Below are 20,015 nucleotides of genomic sequence, written 5' to 3' on the forward strand. Positions count from 1 at the left end.
CGCCTGCACGGGCGCGACACGAAGGGGGTGAGCGCGGATGGCCGAGGCAGCGACCGGCGTCGACATGGGGCATGCATTGGCGCTGCTGGGCGCCGGCGTGGTGGCCGTGCCGCTGTTCCGGCGCATGGGACTGGGTTCGGTGCTCGGCTACCTCGTCGCGGGTCTGGCGATCGGGCCGTTCGGCCTTCGGCTGTTCGACGAGCCCGAGACGCTGATGCACATCGCCGAGCTCGGCGTGGTCATGTTCCTTTTCATCATCGGGCTGGAAATGCGGCCGTCGCGGCTGTGGTCGCTGCGCCGATCGATCTTCGGACTGGGCGCGGCACAGGTGCTTTGCTGCGGCGCGGTCCTGTCGGTGGCGACGATGCTGGCCGGCTTTCCGCCCGCCGTGGCGGTGGTGGGGGCGATGGGGTTCGTGCTGTCGTCCACCGCGGTCATCATGCAGATGCTGGAAGAGCGCGGGGAGACGGCGACCACTGCCGGCCAACGCGCGATATCCATCCTGCTGCTGGAGGATCTCGCGATCGTGCCGCTGCTGGCGATGGTGGCCGTGTGGGGCGCGCTGGTGACCGGCGCGGAAGGGCAATCTCCGGTGCTGGCCGTGCTGATGGGGATCGCGGCCATCGCGGCCGTGGTCGCTGCCGGGCTCTGGCTGCTCGACCCCATGTTCCGGATCCTGGCGCGGAGCGGCGCGCGCGAGGTGATGACGGCGGCGGCGCTGCTGGTGGTGCTCGGCGCGGCCGTGGTGATGCAGGCAGGCGGACTGTCGATGGCGATGGGCGCGTTCCTGGCCGGCGTGCTGCTGTCCGAATCGAACTTCCGCCACCAGCTGGAAGCCGACATCGAGCCCTTCCGTGGCATTCTGCTCGGCCTGTTCTTCCTGTCGGTCGGCATGTCCTTGGACATCGGGTTGGTGGTGGATGCCTGGCCGCTCGTGGTGGGAGGCGTGGCGCTGTTCATGCTGCTGAAGGCGGGGACGATCTTCGCAGTCGCCCGGGTGGCGGGGAACGACCGCGCCGAGGCGATCGAGCGTGCCGCGCTGTTCGCGCAGGGCGGCGAGTTCGCGTTCGTTCTGTATGCAGCGGCGGTGGGCGCGGGGCTGCTGGCGGCGGGCGAGGCAGCGGTGTTGAGCGCGATCGTCATCTTGTCGATGGCGCTGACCCCGGTGGTTCTTCTCGCGACGACCCGGCTGATGCCGCGGCCCGCGCCGTCGCTGGACGGGATCGACGTTGCCGCCGACCTCCATGCCCGCGTCCTGGTGATAGGCTTCGGCCGCTTCGCCCAGGTCGTCACGCAGCCGCTGCTGGCCCGCGGCATCGACCTGACCGTCATCGAGAACGACGTCGAGATGATCCAGGCGGCGGGCAAGTTCGGCTTCAAGGTCTATTATGGCGATGGCGGGAGGCTGGACGTGCTGCGCGCCTCCGGCGCCGAGCGGGCAGAAGCGATCCTGGTGTGCGTCGACCGGGCGGACGTCGCCGACCATATCGTGGCGTTGTGCCGGGCCGAGTTTCCGATCGCCAAGCTGTTCGTCCGCGCGTTCGACCGCGGGCATGTGCTGCGGCTGATCGAAGCCAAGGTTGACTACCAGATCCGCGAGACCTTCGAGTCCGCCATCGCGTTCGGCCGGGCGATCCTGGTCGAGCTGGGCGTCGACGAGCGGGTGGCGGACGAAACCATGATCGACGTCCGGCGCCGTGATGAGGAGCGGCTTGAGCTGCAGCTGGTCGGCGGGATCACTGCCGGTCGCCAGCTCATCCGGCGCAACACGCCGACGCCGGAGCCCGCGCCGTTGACCCCGCCGAAGCGGCGCGGCGTGGCGCTGAACGAGGAGGCGGCGGAGGCCATCGAGCGATGACCGACACCCCCTCCCCCGCGTCCGCGTTGGCGGGCGCAAGACGCATCGTCATCAAGGTGGGGTCGTCCTTGCTGATCGGCAGCGACGGGGCGGTCGCCGGCGGATGGCTGCGATCGCTGGCCGAGGATCTGGCGGCGTTGCGGAGCGAAGGCCGCGAGCTGATCCTGGTGACATCAGGCGCCGTTGCGCTCGGACGCGGCGACGTGGGCGGCGTGACCGACCGGCTGGCGGACAAGCAGGCGGCGGCGGCGATCGGGCAGTCGCGCCTGATGCAGGCGTGGAGCGACACGCTGGGTGCCCATGGCGTGGTGGGGGCCCAGCTGCTGTTGTCGCCGGACGATACGGAGCGGCGTCGACGCTGGCTGAACGCGCGGGCGACGGTGGAGGCGCTGATCGGGCACGGCGTGCTGCCGATCGTCAACGAGAACGACACGGTGGCGACAGAGGAGCTGCGGTACGGCGACAATGATCGGCTGGCCGCGCGGACGGCGCAGCTGGCGCGTGCCGACCTGCTTGTGCTGCTGTCGGACATCGACGGATTGTACAGCACCGATCCGCGGAGGGATCCGGCGGCGCGGCATCTGCCGATCGTCGACGCGCTGACGCCGGAGGTGATGGCGATGGCGGGCGGCCCGAACCAGGCGGCGGGCGTGGGCACCGGCGGGATGGCGACGAAGCTTGCCGCGGCGGCGATCGCGCGATCGGCCGGGTGTGCGACGATCATCGCGGACGGGACGGTCGAGCGGCCGCTGGCGGCGATCCGGGCGGGTGCGCGGGCGACGCTGGTCACCGCGCGGGCGACGCCGATGGCGGCGTACAAGCAGTGGATCGCCGGGAGCCTGGCGGTGGCGGGAGAGCTGAGGATCGATCGGGGTGCGGCGGCGGCGCTGGACGAGGGCCGGAGCCTGCTGGCGGCGGGGATCAGCGGCGTCGAGGGCCGGTTCGGCAAGGGCGACTGCGTTCGGCTCGTCGGGCCCGGCGGCGTGCTGGGGCTGGGCATCAGCGGCTATGGGTCGGAGGCTGTCCTGAAGATCATGGGACGGCGGAGCGACGAGGCGGCGGCGGTGCTGGGCTATCGCGGGCCGGCGGCTGTGGTGCACCGGGACGACATGGTGCTGGAGGCGGGACGATGAGCACGCTTGAGGGGCAAGTTGACGCCGTTGGACGGGGTGCCCGCTCGGCGGCGGCGGCGATGGCGATGGCATCGGCGGCGGTGCGGACGGATGCACTTTCGCGCATTTTCAATGGCTTGGCGGCCGCATCTGAGGCGATCCTGGCGGCCAACGCGGAGGACATCGCGGCGGCGCGCGCGGGCGGAATGTCCGACGCGCTGATCGACCGGCTGACGCTGACCCCGGCGCGGATCCGCGACATGGCGGACGCGGTCGCGACGATCGCCGCGCAGCCCGACCCGGTCGGCGAGGAGATGGCGCGCTGGACGCGGCCGAACGGGCTGGACATCGCGCGGGTGCGGGTGCCGATCGGCGTGCTGGCGGTGATCTTCGAGAGCCGCCCGAACGTGACGGCGGATGCGGCGGCGCTGGCGATCCGGTCGGGCAATGCCGCGATCCTGCGGTGCGGGTCCGACTGCCTGCGATCATCGCTGGCGATCGCGGAGGTCGTGGCGGCGGGGCTGCGCGACGCCGGGCTGCCGCCGACCGCCGTCCAGCTGATCGACACGCCCGACCGCGCGGCGGTGGGCCTGATGCTGGGCGGGCTGAACGGGACGATCGACCTGCTGATCCCACGCGGCGGCAAGAGCCTTGTCGCGCGCGTGCAGGCAGAGGCGAAGGTGCCCGTGCTGGGGCATCTGGAGGGGCTGTGCCACAGCTTTGTCCATGCCGCCGCCGACATCGACATGGCGCGCGCCGTGGTGGTGAACGCCAAGATGCGGCGCGTGTCGGTGTGCGGCGCGACCGAGACGCTGCTGGTGGACCGCGACGCCGCCCCCCGGCTGCTGCCGCCGATCGCCGCGGACCTGATCGCGGCCGGGTGCGCGCTGCGCGGCGACGACGGCGCACGCGCGATCGTCCCGAACATGGCGGCGGCGACCGAAGACGACTGGTCGACCGAATACCTGGCGCCGATCCTGGCGGTCGCGCTGGTCGACGGGGTGGAGGGCGCGGCGGCCCACATCCGACGCCATGGTTCGGGCCATACCGAGGCGATCATCACCGAGGATGCGGCGGCGGCCGACCGCTTCGTGCAGATGGTCGACAGCGCGATCGTGCTGGTGAACGCGTCGACGCAATATGCGGACGGCGGCGAGTTCGGCTTTGGCGGAGAGATCGGCATTTCGACCGCGCGGCTGCACGCACGCGGGCCGGTCGGCGCCGAAGGGCTGACGACGTACAAATATGTGGTTCGCGGGTCCGGGCAGGTGCGCCCCTGAAACCTTGAGACGGGCAGGGCAACCCCCTTCCCCACATCTGCCGCGCCGCCCGGTCAGGATTGCACGAAACGCAAAAACGAAACGAACAATCGTGCATTTACCCTCTTGCGTAATTTCCTGTCTTCTGTAGAGACGGCGGCGACGCGGCGCACCGGCGCCGCCTTGGAATGGGCCTGCACGTGACCTCGTTCGAACGGAACATGGACGTCGCATCGAACGCCGCGCACCCCGCGGGCGGGCTGCTTCTTCTCGTACTTATCGGCTTCATACCGGGAGCGGTGCCCGGGTCTGGCTGAGGGTCCGAGACGGAACCCGAGGAACAGAAACCCACCCCGCTCCCACCCGGAGCGGGGTTTTTTGTGTTTGCAGATGATCAGGGAGTGCAATCAGTGGCGACGATCTACACGGAAAAGGACGCCAACCGGCAGGCGCTGAGCGGCGGAAGCATCGCCGTCATCGGTTATGGCAGCCAGGGACGGGCCCATGCCCGCAACCTGCGCGACAGCGGGTTCGACGTGATCGTCGGCGCACGGAGCGGCGGCAAGGCGGAGCTGACCGCACGGCGCGACGGCTTCCGCACCACCTCCCCCGCCGACGCGGCAGCCCAGGCCCAGCTGATCGCGCTGCTGACCCCCGACATGGCGCACAAGTCGGTGTACGAGGAGGATATCGCGCCCAACATCCAGCCGGGCGCGGCGCTGCTGGTAGCGCATGGCTTTTCCGTCATCTACGGACAGATCAGCCCGCGCGCCGACATCGACGTGATCCTGGTGGCGCCGAAGGGCCCCGGCGACCTGGTGCGGCGCGAATACGAGATCGGGCGCGGCGTGCCGGCGCTGTTCGCCGTCCACAAGGACGCGACCGGCAAGGCGCGCGACCGGGCGCTGGCCTATGCATCGGGCATCGGCGGCACCACGGCCGGCGCGATCGAGACGACCTTTCCGGAGGAGACGGAGACCGACCTGTTCGGCGAGCAGGCGGTGCTGTGCGGCGGTGCGTCCGAGCTGATCAATGCCGGGTTCGAGACGCTGGTGGAGGCGGGCTACCAGCCCGAGGTCGCCTATTTCGAGTGCCTGCACGAGCTGAAGCTGATCGTCGACCTGCTGTACGAAGGCGGGCTGGAGAAGATGCTGCACTTCATTTCCGAGACGGCGAAGTACGGCGACTTCGTGTCCGGTCCGCGCGTCATCAACGACGAGACGCGCGCGCGGATGAAGGAAGTGCTGACCGACATCCAGAACGGCAGCTTCGCCAAGGCGTGGATCGCCGAGAACGAGGCCGGGAAGCCGGAATACCAGCGCATGTGGGACGAGGACCGGGCCCGGCCGATCGAGAAGACCGGCGCGGAACTGCGCCGCCACATGGCGTGGCTGCAGAAGAGCGCCGACGCCAAGACGGCGGCGGCCGAGACCAAGGCGGCATGACCGTGGCCACCCTCGCCAATATCGCCCCCGACACCCACCCCGCGCCCGAGCCGATCTCGGGCGCGCGGATGGTCGTGGAGGCGCTGGGGCGCGAGGGTGTGACGCACATCTTCGGCTATCCCGGCGGCGCGATCATGCCCGTGTACGATGCGCTGCCGGGATCGTCGCTGACCCACATCCTGGTGCGGCACGAACAGGGCGCGGCGCTGGCCGCCGACGCCTATGGCCGGGTGACGGGCCGGCCGGGCGTGTGCATCGCCACGTCCGGGCCGGGCGCGACGAACCTGGTCACCGGCATCGCCAACGCCTTTCTGGATTCGGTGCCGATGGTGGCGATCACCGGGCAGGTCGCGTCGCCGCTGATCGGCACCGATGCGTTCCAGGAAGTCGACATCTTCGGCATCACGCTGCCGATCGTGAAGCACAGCTACATCATCCGATCGGTCGCGGAGATCCCCGCGGTGTTCGCCGAGGCGTTCGCGCTGGCGCGCAGCGGGCGGCCGGGCCCCGTGCTGATCGACCTGCCCAAGGACATGGCGGTGGGCACCGCGGCCCCCGCCCCCATCGTGCTGCCCGAGCCCGAGCATGCGCCGATCGACCTGGCCGCGCTGGCCGCGGCCGACGCGCTGATCGCGGGAGCGAAGGCGCCACTGCTGTATTTCGGCGGCGGCGTCGGCATCGCGCGGGGCGAACGGGCGCTGCGCGACTTTGCCGCGCGCACCGGCATGCCGTCGGTCGCGACGCTGAAGGGCCTGGGCGCGATCCCGACGGACGACCCGCACTTCCTGGGCATGCTGGGCATGCACGGGCTGAAGGGCGCGAACCTGGCGGTGGACGAGGCCGACCTGCTGATCTGCGTCGGTGCGCGCTTCGACGACCGCGCGACCGGCAAGCTGGACGCGTTCGCGCCAAAGGCCCGGGTGATCCACATCGACGGCGACCCGGCCGAAATCGGCAAGCTGCGGCGCGCGGAGGTCGGTTTGTCGGGCGACCTGTCCGCGATCCTGGACGCGTTCCAGGCGACGCCCGAGATCGGCGGCTGGGCGCGCTGGTGCGCGGAGCAGAAGCGGAGGCACGCCTTCGACTATGACGCGCCGGGCGGCGGCATCTATGCCCCCGCCATGCTGAAGGCGCTGTCCGAGGCGGCGGGCGACCGCGCGATCTTCACCTGCGACGTCGGCCAGCACCAGATGTGGGTGGCGCAGCATTGCCGCTTCATCCGGCCGCAGGCGCACCTGACCTCGGCGGGCCTGGGCACCATGGGATATGGTCTGCCGGCGGGGATCGGCGCGCTGCTGGCGGAGCCGGATGCCACCGTGATCACCGTGTCCGGCGACGGCAGCATCATGATGAACATCCAGGAACTGGCGACGATCCGCCGGTACCGCCTGCCGTTGAAGGTGCTGCTGTTCGACAACAGCCAGCTGGGCATGGTGCGACAGTGGCAGGAGCTGTTCTTCGCCGAGAATTTCTCGGAGATCGACCTCAGCGACAATCCCGATTTCGCCGAGGTGGCGCACAGTTTCGGGATCGAGGCGTTCACCATCGACCACCGCAGCGAGGTGGCGGGTGCGATCGAGCGGCTGATCCGCACGCCGGGGCCGATCCTGTGCCATGCGCGGATCGACCCGCGCGAGAATGTGTGGCCACTGGTGCCGCCCAACACGCCCAACACCCAGATGATGGACAAGCGCTGGTGACCCGGATCCAAATCGACTTCGCCGTTGCCGAGGGCGCGGTGCTGCGCATCATCGGATTGGTGGAGCGGCGCGGCTTTCGCGTCGTCGGCATCGTCATGGACGAGGCCGGGCCGACCGCGGCGATGACGCTGGACATCCAGCCGCGCGACCGGAGCCGCCGCACCGAGATCCTGCTGCCGCAGATCCGGCGCATCCACGGCGTCACCGCCGTCCACACCATCCCCGTTCCCCAAGCGAGTGCAGCCTGATGACCACGCCCCGCATCACCATCTTCGACACCACCCTGCGCGACGGCGAGCAGGCGCCCGGCTTTTCCATGACGGAGGACGCCAAGCTGCGGGTGGCACGGGCATTGGCGGCGCTGCGCGTCGACGTGATCGAGGCGGGGTTCGCGGCCGCCTCCCCCGGGGACGCACGCGCCATCGAGCAGATTGCGCGCACTGTCGAGGGGCCGGTGATCTGCGCGCTCGCCCGCACCACGCGCGGCGACATTGATGCGGCGGCGGCGGCGATCGCGCCGGCGGCACGGCGGCGGATCCACACCTTTCTGGGCACGAGCCCGACGCACCGCGACTATAAGCTGGGGATGACGCGCGCCCAGGTGCTGGAGGCGATCAAGGCGCATGTCGCCTATGCGCGGGAGCGCTGCGACGATGTGGAGTTTTCCGCCGAGGACGCGATCCGCACGGAGCGCGACTTCCTGGTCGAAGCGCTGTCGATCGCCGCGCGCGAGGGGGCGACGACGCTCAACGTGCCCGACACGGTGGGCTACACGACGCCGGAGGAGATCACCGACCTGTTCCGCCACCTGTCGACCCATGTCGAGGGGATCGAGGGCGCGGTGCTGTCGACCCATTGCCATGACGATCTGGGAATGGCGGTGGCCAATTCGCTGGCGGCGATCCGCGGTGGTGCGCGGCAGGTGGAGGTCGCCATGAACGGCATCGGCGAGCGGGCGGGCAATTGCGCGCTGGAGGACCTGGTGATGGCGATCCGCGTCCGGGGCGACGCGTTCCAGGTATCGCACGACATCGACACCACCCGGCTGATGGGGGCGAGCCGCGCGCTGGCGCAGGCGACCAACAGCCACCCGCCGCGCAACAAGTCGATCGTGGGCGCCAACGCCTTTGCCCATGAATCGGGCATCCACCAGCACGGCGTCCTCCAGAACCGCGAGACGTACGAGATCATGAAACCCGAGGATATCGGCATCCAGACGGACGGCATCGTCCTTGGCAAGCACAGCGGGCGCCATGCGCTGGTGGCGCGGGCAAAGGCGCTGGGCTTCGTGCTGGAGGGCGACGCGCTGGACCGGGCGTTCGCCACCTTCAAGCTGGTCGCCGACGAGGTCGGCATCGTGGACACGGCGCGGCTGCTGTCGATTCTGGGCGATCAGGAGGGCGGGCGCGCCAACCGGCTGTGGAGCCTTGCCAAGGTCGAGATCCGCGCGCCGCTGACGCCCAGCGCGCAGCCGATGGCGCGGGTGGAGCTGACGCATGGCGAGCGCGGCCGGGTGACCGACATCGCCACCGCACCGGGCGCGATGGACGCGGCGTTCCTGGCGGTGTCGCAGATCGTGGGGCTGCCGGCGCGGGTCCATCAGCTCGACATGCAATATGTCGCGATCGACCCGGACGAGCCTGCCGCCGACGGCCAGGGCGCGAACGTGCTGGTGGAGGTGCAGGTGGAGGTCGGCGACGAGATCTTCGCCGGGCGGGCGCGGGCGCGCGACATCCTGCCGTGCTGCGTGTCGGCCTATCTGGATGCGGTCAGCAATGCCGAGGCGGTGCGCCGGGTGCGCGCGACGATGCCGGCGCGCGAGGCGGTGGCGGCATGACGTCGGACAGGGCCTATACGGTGGCGGTGCTGCCGGGAGACGGCATCGGGCCGGAGGTAACGCGCGAGGCGGTGGCGGCGGTCGACGCCGCCGGCGCCGCGCACGGCTTTCACGTCCGCTGGAGCACGCATGATTTCGGCGGGGTGGCGATCGACCGGCATGGGCCCCCCCTGCCCGACGCGACGCTGGCGGCCTGCCGGGCGGCGGACGCGGTGCTGCTGGGTGCGGTCGGCGGGCCGCGCTGGGTGGGCGGCGCTGAGACGCCGGAAACCGGGCTGCTCGCGATCAGGAAGGCGCTGGGGCTGTTCGCCAACCTGCGCCCCGCGCGGGTGGACGACCCCGCGCTGTCGCCGCTGAAGGCCGGGATCGCGGCCGGCGCGGACGTGCTGGTGGTGCGCGAACTGACCGGCGGGCTTTATTTCGGCGACAAGGTGGAGGGCGACGAGGAAGCGTCCGACCTGTGCCGGTACAGCCGCGGCGAAGTGGAGCGGATCGCGCATGTCGCCTTCAAGGCGGCGCGGGACCGGCGCGGGCGGGTGACGTCGGTCGACAAGGCCAACGTGCTGGCGACGTCGCGGCTGTGGCGGCGGGTGGTGACGGCGGTGGCCGCGGACTACCCCGACGTTGCGCTCGACCACATGTATGTGGATGCCGCGGCGATGGCGCTGGTGACGGGGCCGACCCGCTTCGACGTCATCCTGACCGAGAACCTGTTCGGCGACATCCTGTCCGACGCCTTGTCGGTGCTGCCGGGATCGATCGGCCTGCTGGGGTCGGCGAGCCTGGGCGACGGCGGGCCCGGAATGTTCGAGCCGATCCACGGATCCGCCCCCGACATCGCCGGCGAGGATCGCGCCAGTCCGGCCGGCGCCATCGAAGCGGCGGCGATGATGCTGGACCAGCTGGGCGAAACACGGGCGGCCGGCGCGCTTCGGCAGGCGGTGGCGGAGGCGATCGCCGGCGGCGTGCGGACGCCCGACCTGGGTGGAACGGCGCGCTGTTCGGCCTTCGGCGCGGCAGTGCGCGGCCGGATCGACGCGGCGGCGCGGGTGGCGGCATGACGCCGCGGACGCTCTACCAGAAGATCTGGGACGCGCATGTGGTGGAGCGGCGGCCGGACGGCACCTGCCTGCTCTATATCGATCGCCACCTGGTGCACGAGGTGACGAGCCCGCAGGCCTTTGAGGGGCTGCGCATGGCCGGGCGGCGGGTGCGGCGACCCGATCTGACGCTGGCGGTGCCAGACCATAATGTGCCGACCACGCCTCGGGTGCGGCCGGATGGCAGCCGGATGCCGATCGCCGATCCCGCATCGGCCGAACAGCTCGCCACGCTGGAGCGCAACGTCGCCGCGTTCGGCATCCCCTTCATCAACGACCGGGCGGCGGCGCAGGGCATCGTGCATGTGGTGGGTCCCGAACAGGGCTTCACCCTGCCCGGCACGACGCTGGTATGCGGCGACAGCCACACGGCCGCGCATGGCGCGCTGGGCGCGCTTGCCTTCGGCATCGGCACCAGCGAGGTGGAACATGTGCTGGCAACACAGACACTTCTGCTGAAGCCTTCACGCACGATGGAAGTTCGGGTCGACGGCGACCTTGGCCCCGGTGTCACGCCCAAGGACGTGGTGCTGGCGATTATCGGCCGGCTGGGCGCGGCCGGCGGCACCGGCCATGTCATCGAATATCGCGGCAGCACCTTTGACGCGATGAGCGTGGAAGGCCGGCTGACGGTGGCCAACATGTCGATCGAGGCGGGCGCGAGATCAGGCCTGTTCGCCCCCGACGAGAAGACGATCGCCTATGTCGCGGGCCGGCCGATGGCGCCCACCGGCGCGGCGTGGGAGCGGATGGCGGCCTGGTGGCGGACGCTTCACACCGACGAAGGCGCGACCTTCGACGCATCGATCGTGCTGGACGCCGCCGACATCGCGCCGACCGTGACCTGGGGAACGAGCCTGGACGATGTCGTCCCGATCACCGGCCGGGTCCCCGACCCCGACAGCTTTGCCGAGCCCGCCCGGCGCGAGGCGGCGCGCAAGGCAATCGCCTATATGGGCCTGGAGCCGGGCATGCCGATGACGGCGGTGCCGGTCAAAAACATCTTCATCGGCAGCTGCACCAACAGCCGGATCGAGGACCTGCGCGCGGCCGCCGCCGTGCTGTCGGGGCGGCGCGTCCATGACCGCATCCGCCAGGCGCTGGTGGTGCCGGGATCGGGACTGGTGAAGCGGCAGGCGGAGGCCGAGGGGCTGGACCGCGTGTTCACCGCCGCCGGGTTCGAGTGGCGGGAGCCGGGCTGTTCGATGTGCCTGGGCATGAACCCGGACAAGGTGCCCGCGGGCGAGCGATGCGCATCGACCAGCAACAGGAACTTCGTCGGCCGGCAGGGACCGGGCGCGCGCACGCACCTGCTGTCGCCGGCAATGGCGGCGGCGGCGGCTGTGACGGGCCGGATCACCGATGTGCGGGAATTGGCGGCATGATGCCGGTCACCCGGATCGCGGGACGAGCCATTCCGTTCGGCCAGGCCAATGTCGACACCGACATCATCATCCCGGCCGAGCATCTGAAGACGATCAGCCGGGTCGGGCTTGGCCGCTTCGCATTCGAGACGTTGCGCAGCCTGCCCGACAACCTGTTCAATCGGCCCGAAAATGTCGAAGCGCCGATCCTGATCGCGGGTGACAATTTCGGCTGCGGATCGAGCCGGGAGCACGCCGTCTGGGCGTTGATGGACATGGGCGTGCGGGCCGTGATCGCGCCGTCCTTTTCCGACATCTTTTCCGGCAACGCGTTCAAGAACGGCATGGTGACCGTGGCGCTGCCGCAGGCGGTGATCGACCGGTTGCTGGCGACGGCGGCGCAGGGCTGGGTCGAGATCGACCTGGATGCCCAGGCCGTGACGACGAGCGCGGGGGATCGCTTCGGCTTCGACATGGACGCGTTTCGGCGCGAGTGCCTGATGGAAGGGCGCGATGAAATCGGGCTGACGCTGATGAGCGAAGGCGCAATTGACGCTTACGAGGCGCAGGCGCTGCAGCTGGGATGGCAGATGACCTCGGCGCGCGTCGCCTGAAGCGGCATCATCAACGCACGCCCCTGATCGTCAGCAACATGGCCGTCCCGAGCGCGGCGAAGAGCGTGCCGGCGATGTAGACGGAGGGGAGCGCGCCTCCGGCGGCAAAGAGCGTGATGCCGACCAGCGGGCCGAAGCTTTGCGACAGCGCCACCGACAGGTTCATCGCGCCGAGGTCGCGACCGGTGCGGGCGGGATCGGGAAGGACAAGCGCGATCAGCGCGATGGTGGTGGTGGCGTAGAGGCCGTGGCCGGTGCCGAACAGCACCTGGCCGACAAGCGGGCCGGGCCAGTCCGGGGCGAGCAGCGTCGTCGAGATGCCCGCGCACATCAGGAGGCCGCCAGCAACCACCAGCGGTTTGCGGCGCCGGATGCGATCGGACAACAGCCCGCCGAGAAAGCCGCTCGCCAGGCCGGCGGCGGTCGAGGCGCCGAGCAGCAGGCTGAACACCGCATCAACCGACCAGGTGGGCAGCGCCGCCGCGACGTCCGTCCGCTCCCCCAAATAGAACAGCAGATACAGCATGTTGAGCGTCACACCTGTTTCCAGGAGGAAGCGCGACAGGAAGGCGGCGCGGAAGTCTGGAAAGCGGAAGGCGGCAAAGCCGAGGCGCGGACCGGCCGGCGTGACCGCCACCCGCGGTTCCCTCAGGCGGAGCGCGAACGGCAGCACCAGCGCCGCGACGGCCAGGCAGACCACCGTGAAGCGGGTGGCCGTCCCGTCGACCAGCACGCCAACGACGCCCGCCGTGAAGAAGTAGCCGGCCGGAAGCGCGAGGCCCGCCCAGGCGGCGGCCGTGCCCTTCTGCCGGTCCGGCACCATGTCGGGCAGCACCGCCAGCAGCGGCGCGAACATGGCGTTCACCGACACCTGGTAGAGGATCATCGCGCCGAGCAGCATGGCCGGCGACGGCGCCCAGCCAATCAGCAGGAGCGACAGGATCGTCGCCGCGAGCCCGCCGAGGATCCAGGGACGGCGCCGACCGAACCGGGTGCGGGTGGCGTCGCTGGCCGCGCCGAACAGGAGGTTGGCGAGCGCGGCGGTCAGCCCGCTCGCCAAGCCGATCTGGCTGAGCAGCAGCGCGCGGCCGGCGGGGTCGATCTCGGCCGCCTTCGACGGCAGGAGCAGCGTGAGAAGCGGAATGAAGGCGATGAAGGCGCCGGCATTGGCGAGGCCGTAGCCGACGATGAAGCGGGACGAGCGCAGCGGCGCCTCCCCCGCTTCGCCCGTCATCCGCGCCCCGCCCCCATCGACCATGCCCTGCTATGCCCGGCGCGGTGCCCCTCGTCCAATCGTCAGGCGGTGAGCGTGAACTCTCCGGTGACGCCCTCCGCCTCGGCCGATGGTGCGATCCACAGCCGGAAGCGGCCGGGCTCCACCGTGCGGCCGAGATCCTGGCCGACGAACAGCAGGTCGTCGCGGGTCAGGCGGAACTCGACCTGCTCCGACGCGCCCGGGGCGAGATCGACCCGGCGGAAGGCCTTCAGCTCGCGCACGGGGCGGGTGATGCTGGCGGCGAGATCGCGGATGTAGAGCTGCACCACCTCCGTCGCGGCGCGCGTGCCGCTGTTGGTGACGGTGGCGCGTGCGACCAGCGTGCCGCCGGGTGCCAAGCTGCCGCCGCCGAGATCGAGCGCGGAATAGCCGATGCGGCCGTAGGTGAGCCCATGGCCGAAGGGATAGAGGGCGGCGTTCGGCCCCTCCCGCCAGCGCGCCTTGTATTCGAGGAGCGGCCCGGGCGGGTTGGGCCGGCCCGTCGGCTTGTGGCTGTAATGATAGGGCTGCTGGCCGTCCGCATGCGGGAAGCTGACGGGCAGGCGCGCGGACGGTGCCACGTCGCCGAAGAGGATGTCGGCGGTTGCCGGGCCGGACTCGGAGCCGAGGAACCAGGTGACAAGGATGGCGGACGCATCGTTGATGGCACCGGTGAGCGCGAGCGCGCGGCCGTTCTTCAACAGGACCACGGTGGGCTTGCCGACGGCGGCGACGGCATCGGCCAGCGCCTGCTGCGCGGGCGGGACGATGATCTGGGTGCGCGACTGCGCCTCGCCGGACATGCGCTGGCTCTCACCCACCGCGAGCACCACGATGTCGGCGGCGGCGGCGGCGAGCACGGCGGCCTCGATCCCGCCGGGCAGCGGCGCGTCGATGTCGGAGCCGGCGACCGCGGTGACGAGCGAAGGATCGGCAACGGCGGCACGGACGCCGGTCAGGAGGTCGACCGCCTCCGCATCGGAGCCATAGACGTTCCAGGTGCCGACCAGGTCATGCTGCCCTTCGGCGAACGGGCCGATCAGGGCGATGCGCTTGCCCGACTTGGGCAGGGGCAGCAGGTCGCCCTCGTTCTTCAGCATGACGATCGAGCGGGCGCCGGCCTCCCGTGCGAGGCGGAGGTTCGCGGGCGTGCGAACGCGGGTGCGCTCCCGCCGGGGATCGATGCGGCGGAAGGGATCGTCGAACAGGCCCAGGCGCTGCTTCAGCGCCAGCACGCGGCGCACGGCCTGGTCGAGCCGCTCCATCGGCACGTCGCCGGATGCGACGAGGCCGGGCAGATGTTCCAGGTAGAAGCCGGACTGCATCGACATGTCGACCCCCGCCATGAAGGCGAGCCGGGTGGCATCGCGCGCATCGGCGGCAAAGCCATGGTCGATCAGCTCCATGTCGCCCGTGTAGTCGGACACGACGAGGCCGTCGAAGCCCCATTCGCGGCGCAGCACCTGGGTCAGCAGCCATTCGTTCGCCGTCGCAGGGATGCCCGACAACTCGTTGAAAGAGGCCATGGTCGTGCCCGATCCGGCGGCGAATGCGGCCTGGAAGGGCGGGAAATAGACTTCGCGCAACGTGCGCTCCGACACGTCCACGGTGTTGTAGTCGAGCCCCGCTTCCGCCGCGCCATAGGCGGCGAAATGCTTGGCGCAGCTCATCAGCGCCGTGTCGGCGGCGAGGCCGCGTTCACCCTGGAAGCCGCGCACGCGCGCGTCCGCCATGATCCGGCCGAGGAGGATGTCCTCGCCGGCGCCCTCGACACCGCGGCCCCAGCGCTGATCGCGGGCGATGTCGACCATCGGCGCGAAGGTCCAGTCGATGCCGGCGGCCGACGCTTCCTCCGCCGCGACACGGGCGGTGCGGCGGGCAAGCTCCGGATCGAAGCTGCCGGCCTCCGCGATCGGCATGGGGAACACGGTGCGAAAGCCGTGGATGATGTCGGCGGCGAAGATGAGGGGCACCCGCAGCCGGCTTTCGCGCACGGCCACCGTCTGCATGCGGCGCGCCATTTCCGCGCCATTGCCGTTGAACACGCCGCCAAGCCGGCCGCGCCGGGTCTGTTCGAGCTGCTCATCGAAGCTTGCGGTGGCGGTGATGGGATTGAGCGCGTTGGCAGCGCCACCGGCCCAGGCGGCCGCCATCAAGGTGACCTGCCCGGCCTTTTCCTCCACCGTCATCTCGCCGAGGAGGCGCTCAACCGATGCGGGCAGCGCCTGCCCGTCGCCCTGGAGCAGCAGCGCCCGCGCCGGGCTGGACGCCCAGGCCGTGATCGCCGCGCCGCCGGCCAGCAGCGCGCGCCGCGAGAGACCCATGTCGTTCATTCCGCTCCCCTTGGATTGATCTTGATCTGCCGAATGGCCGAATCGCGGCCTTGAGCGCCAGAGTAGATTGATGTAACCGGTTTCAGCAACCAGCCGACCAAGCGGCGGTGACGAGCGCCGGCAAGGCGCCGGGACCAGGTGGAGGACAAAGGCGCGATGGCAGGAGCGACGATCCGCGACGTTGCGCGGGAGGCGGCAGCATCTGTCGCGTCCGTGTCGCGCGTGCTGAACGGATCGGCGCAGGTTCGCGACTCGCTGCGCGTCAGGGTGGAAAACGCCATCGCGACGCTCGGCTATGTGCCCCATGCCGGCGCCCGCAGCCTGAGCCTGGCGCAGTCGAACGCGATCGGCGTGGTTCTGCCCGACCTTCACGGCGAGTTCTTTTCCGAGCTGCTGCGAGGCATGGACCAGGAGGCGTCTGCGCGCGGACGCCAGCTGCTGCTGTCCAACATCCACGACGATCCCGCGCGCGCGGTGGCGGCGCTGCAATCGATGCGCGGGCGGGTCGACGGCATGGTGCTGATGGCGCCGCACCTGGATCCCGACGCGCTGATGAACGGCCTGCCGAGCGCGGTGCCGGCAGTGATGGTGAACTGTGCGCCCCACCGTCGTCCGGCGGCCGAGCTGCGCGTCGACAGCGTGGCCGGCGCGGTCGCGGCGGTGGAGCATCTGGTGGCGAGCGGGCGCCGGCGGATCGTCCATGTCGCGGGCCCCGACAGCAACGTCGACGCGCGCGACCGGCGGCGCGGGTATGAACAGGCGATGGCGGCCGCCGGGCTATCGCCGATGATCCTGGAGGGATCGTTCAACGAGGCGGACGGCGTGCGCGCGGCCGAAGCGCTGATCGCCCGGCCGGGCATGGCCGATGCGCTGTTCGCGGCGAACGACATGATGGCGATCGGCGCCATGACCACGCTGCGCGAGGCAGGGATCGGCGTTCCGGACGACGTCGCCGTGGTCGGCTTCGACGACATTCCGATGGCGCGGCTGATCTCGCCGGGCCTGAGCACCGTCCGGGTGGACATCGCCGCGCTGGGCGCGCGCGCCGTCGCCCGGCTGGTGCGCCAGATCGACGGGATCGTCGATCATGACATCGAGCTTCACCCCCCCGTGCTGATTGTGCGGGGCAGCAGCCAATCCAACACAAGCACAACGAACCCGCAGGGCGGGTCACATGGAGGAACATGCTCATGACGAAATTCACGGCCCTGCGGCTGCTGGCGAGCGCCACCGCGCTTGCAGCGGGAACGGTCGCGCTGCCCCAGGCGGCCTATGCCCAGACGACGACCGCATCGCTGCGCGGCCAGGTGCGCGACGGCGCCGGCCAGCCGGTCAGCGGCGCCACGGTGACGGCGGTCGCCACCGCCACCAACATCACCTATCGCCAGGTGACGGACGCGCAGGGGCGGTACACGCTGAACGCCATCCGTCCGGGCGCGTATCGGGTGACGATCGAGGGTGCCGACAGCGCGCAGCGTTTCGTGACCGACGTCGTCCTGGGCGTCGGCCAGGCCGGCACCCTGGATGCCGCCCTCACCGCGGCGCCCGATTCGTCCGGATCGGAGACGGTGCCGGGCCAGGTCGAAGGCAGCCTGGACACTGGAGAAACCATCACCGTCACCGCGACCCGCCTGCCCGAGACGCGGACCAGCGAAGTCGCCACCAACGTCACGCAGGACCAGATCCGCATCCTTCCGCAGTCGGACCGCAACTTCCTGTCGTTCGCCGCGCTCGCCCCCGGCGTCCGCTACAACGACAGCGAGACCAGCAAGACGATCACGTCCGGCGCATCCGTCGCGGCGCAGGTGAACGTCTTCATCGACGGTGTCAGCCTGAAGAACCAGGTGCAGGAAAGCGGCATCGCCGGCCAGCAGAACAGCCGCGGCAATCCGTTCGGTCAGCTTGCCGTTCAGGAGTTCCGCGTGCTGACGCAGAACTACAAGGCGGAATATGATCAGGCGGCGGCGGCCATCGTCACCGCTGTGACCAAGTCCGGCACAAACGAGTTCCACGGTGAATTCTTCGGCCAGTATACCGACCGCAGCCTTGCCGCGACCGACTTCTTCGTGGCGCGCCGCGGCGAGCCCGAGCCCGTGTTCGAGCGCAAGCAGTATGGCGCGTCGCTGGGCGGTCCGATCATCGAGGACCGGCTGTTCTTCTTCGCGGCCTATGAAGCGAACGACCAGGACCGCGCCTTCAACGTCTCCTTCAACCCGAACGCCACGGCCGAGCAGCGGGCGATCGTCGGCGACATCGAGGGATCGTTCGTCAGCCCGTTCCGGTCGGACTTCTACTTCGGCAAGCTGACCTTCACGCCCGACGACCGGCAGGTCTGGGACCTGTCGTACAGCCGGCGCGAGGAAACCGATATCCAGGGCTTTGGCGGCCAGACCGCGTTCGAGTTCGCCGAGAACAAGCTCAACACCGTCGACACCTACGCCTTGAAGTGGACCTACAGCGGCGACGACTTCGTCAACGAGTTCACCGGCAGCTATCTGAGCTCCACCTTCAACCCGACGGCGCTGAACCCGGACTTGCCCACCCTCGACTATCAGGGCTTGGCCCTGGTGGGCGGCCGCGATGCGACCCGCCGGTATACGCAGGACAGCTATATCCTGCGCAATGACCTGACCTACAGCGGGCTTGACGGCCACGTGTTCAAGGGCGGCCTGCGCATCGGCTTCCAGGACTATGATGCCGACGACCAGCGCGTGCCGCAGGGCAAGTATATCTTCCGCATCAGCAACAACCAGACGCCGAACAACCCGAACGACGATACCGATTTCAGCTTCCCGGCAGAGGCGCAGCTGGGCCTCGGCAACTCGCTCATCTCCGCATCGAACTTCCAGCTCGGCGTCTATATCCAGGACGATTGGGATATCACCGACCGCCTGCAGCTGAACCTGGGTCTTCGTTGGGACTACGAAGACAACATGTTCAACAACAAATATGTGACGCCGGCAGCGGCGGCGGCGGCGCTGCGGACGTTGCCGGTCACCGACTATTTCGATCCGGAAGCCTACATCACCGACGGTACCGATCGTCCGCCGGCCACCAACCTGTGGCAGCCGCGCATCGGTTTCAGCTATGACCTGTTCGACAACCAGAGCACGGTGATCTTCGGCGGCTATGGCCGTTATTACGACCGCAACGTGTTCATCAACACGCTCGACGAGCGTTACCGGCAGCAGTACCGGCTCGGCACCTTCTTCTTCTCCCGGGACGGACAGCCGCGTGACGGCAATCCGACGGTGGTGTGGGATCCGCGCTACCTGACGCGCGAAGGGCTGCTGGAGCTGCAGGCGACCGCACGGACCGGCCTGCCGGAACTGTTCGCCGTTCCGAACGAGCCGAAGGTGCCGGTGACCGATCAGTTCAGCGTCGGCGTGCGCCAGCAGGTTGGCGTGTTCCAGGCGTCGATCACGGGAACCTACATCCGTGGCCGGAACGGCTACACGCACCTGTTCGCCACGCGACTGCCGAACGGCGAATGCTGCGACACGTCGACGGTTCGGCCGTTCGGCTTCGCCAATGCGCTGATCGGCTATGCGGGTCTCGACACCCGTTACTACGGCTTGTTCTTCACGCTCGATAAGCCCTACTCCGAGAGCTCCGGCTGGGGCCTGAACATCGCCTACACGCTGTCGAAGGGCGAGCAGAACGGCAACGACCTCTTCTCGCTCGATAAGATCACCCCCGACGATTACGGCTTCCGGCCGCGCCCGGGCGACCAGCGGCACCGGGTGGTGCTGTCCGGCATCGTCGACCTGCCGTTCGGCTTCCGCGCATCGACGCTGACCACCGTGGCGTCGAAATCCGCCATCCAGGTCACCTCGCCGGGCGGCGTGAACGAGCGGGAGATCACCTCGGTTTATCCGGGTGACAACAATTGCCTGGGCATCTTCGCTTTTTGCGAGGTCAATCTGACGCTTGAAAACGAGCAGGAGGTGTTCGGCGGGCACAACATCAGCTTTGCCGTCGACCTCCTGAATGCGTTCAACAACCGAAACTTCGGGACCAACTTCAACGCGTCTTCGGGACCGAACGGCGAGCAGTTCTTCGAGCCGAACAATCTGGCCACCCTGCCCCGCCGCGTGCAGTTCCGCGTCGGTTACCGCTTTTAAGCCTCCCTGCGCCG

The 20,015-nt window shown here is 69.8% G+C and carries 14 protein-coding genes; 12 read left to right on the forward strand and 2 right to left on the reverse strand.

All coding sequences use genetic code 11. The features are described 5' to 3' along the window. The first annotated feature begins 37 nt into the window (after positions 1 to 37). The 10 genes from GGR88_RS05805 to leuD all read left to right on the forward strand — a co-directional run bounded on the left by GGR88_RS05805 (position 38) and on the right by leuD (position 12,289). Positions 38 to 1,858: a monovalent cation:proton antiporter-2 (CPA2) family protein gene (locus tag GGR88_RS05805; RefSeq protein WP_167953635.1), complete on the forward strand. Its 1,821-nt coding sequence runs from the start codon at positions 38 to 40 to the stop codon at positions 1,856 to 1,858. Next, complete coding sequence (gene proB / locus GGR88_RS05810) at positions 1,855 to 2,991, forward strand: glutamate 5-kinase (protein ID WP_167953636.1); 1,137 nt, start codon at positions 1,855 to 1,857, stop codon at positions 2,989 to 2,991. Before GGR88_RS05805 ends, proB begins: the two co-directional genes overlap by 4 nt. Continuing rightward, the gene (locus tag GGR88_RS05815; RefSeq protein WP_167953637.1) at positions 2,988 to 4,250 is read left to right on the forward strand and encodes a glutamate-5-semialdehyde dehydrogenase; all 1,263 of its coding nucleotides are present in this window, start codon (positions 2,988 to 2,990) and stop codon (positions 4,248 to 4,250) included. Before proB ends, GGR88_RS05815 begins: the two co-directional genes overlap by 4 nt. A gap of 380 nt (positions 4,251 to 4,630) precedes the next feature. Beyond that, positions 4,631 to 5,674, forward strand: coding sequence for a ketol-acid reductoisomerase (gene ilvC / locus GGR88_RS05820; protein ID WP_425338464.1), 1,044 nt, complete (start codon positions 4,631 to 4,633; stop codon positions 5,672 to 5,674). Next, positions 5,671 to 7,374: an acetolactate synthase 2 catalytic subunit gene (gene ilvG / locus GGR88_RS05825; protein WP_167953639.1), complete on the forward strand. Its 1,704-nt coding sequence runs from the start codon at positions 5,671 to 5,673 to the stop codon at positions 7,372 to 7,374. The genes ilvC and ilvG overlap by 4 nt, the downstream gene beginning before the upstream one ends. Then, positions 7,371 to 7,622 (forward strand): ACT domain-containing protein, encoded by a 252-nt coding sequence (locus GGR88_RS05830; protein ID WP_167953640.1) that lies wholly within the window; start codon positions 7,371 to 7,373, stop codon positions 7,620 to 7,622. The genes ilvG and GGR88_RS05830 overlap by 4 nt, the downstream gene beginning before the upstream one ends. Further along, a complete protein-coding gene (locus GGR88_RS05835; RefSeq protein WP_167953641.1) occupies positions 7,622 to 9,211 on the forward strand; it encodes a 2-isopropylmalate synthase in 1,590 nt (529 codons plus the stop codon). The genes GGR88_RS05830 and GGR88_RS05835 overlap by 1 nt, the downstream gene beginning before the upstream one ends. Next, entirely contained in the window at positions 9,208 to 10,272 is a 1,065-nt protein-coding gene (leuB, locus tag GGR88_RS05840; protein ID WP_167953642.1) for a 3-isopropylmalate dehydrogenase, read from the forward strand. The genes GGR88_RS05835 and leuB overlap by 4 nt, the downstream gene beginning before the upstream one ends. Then, a complete protein-coding gene (gene leuC / locus GGR88_RS05845) occupies positions 10,269 to 11,696 on the forward strand; it encodes a 3-isopropylmalate dehydratase large subunit (RefSeq protein WP_167953643.1) in 1,428 nt (475 codons plus the stop codon). The genes leuB and leuC overlap by 4 nt, the downstream gene beginning before the upstream one ends. Continuing rightward, complete coding sequence (leuD, locus tag GGR88_RS05850) at positions 11,693 to 12,289, forward strand: 3-isopropylmalate dehydratase small subunit (protein WP_167953644.1); 597 nt, start codon at positions 11,693 to 11,695, stop codon at positions 12,287 to 12,289. The genes leuC and leuD overlap by 4 nt, the downstream gene beginning before the upstream one ends. A gap of 10 nt (positions 12,290 to 12,299) precedes the next feature. Here the strand turns inward: leuD and GGR88_RS05855 are convergent, their stop codons facing one another. Beyond that, complete coding sequence (locus tag GGR88_RS05855) at positions 12,300 to 13,547, reverse strand: MFS transporter (RefSeq protein ID WP_167953645.1); 1,248 nt, start codon at positions 13,545 to 13,547, stop codon at positions 12,300 to 12,302. Positions 13,548 to 13,585: 38 nt separating this feature from the next. Further along, the gene (locus tag GGR88_RS05860) at positions 13,586 to 15,877 is read right to left on the reverse strand and encodes a glycoside hydrolase family 3 N-terminal domain-containing protein (protein ID WP_167953646.1); all 2,292 of its coding nucleotides are present in this window, start codon (positions 15,875 to 15,877) and stop codon (positions 13,586 to 13,588) included. Between the two features lie 156 nt (positions 15,878 to 16,033). Between GGR88_RS05860 and GGR88_RS05865 the strand changes: the two genes are divergently transcribed. Both GGR88_RS05865 and GGR88_RS05870 read left to right on the forward strand, forming a co-directional pair. Then, positions 16,034 to 17,071, forward strand: coding sequence for a LacI family DNA-binding transcriptional regulator (locus GGR88_RS05865; protein ID WP_167953647.1), 1,038 nt, complete (start codon positions 16,034 to 16,036; stop codon positions 17,069 to 17,071). Continuing rightward, positions 17,068 to 20,001, forward strand: a complete 2,934-nt coding sequence (locus tag GGR88_RS05870; protein ID WP_167953648.1) for a TonB-dependent receptor — start codon at positions 17,068 to 17,070, stop codon at positions 19,999 to 20,001. Before GGR88_RS05865 ends, GGR88_RS05870 begins: the two co-directional genes overlap by 4 nt. Positions 20,002 to 20,015: the final 14 nt, after the last annotated feature.

It is taken from the genome of Sphingomonas jejuensis (assembly GCF_011927695.1).
GTDB classification, from domain to species: domain Bacteria; phylum Pseudomonadota; class Alphaproteobacteria; order Sphingomonadales; family Sphingomonadaceae; genus Sphingomonas_K; species Sphingomonas_K jejuensis.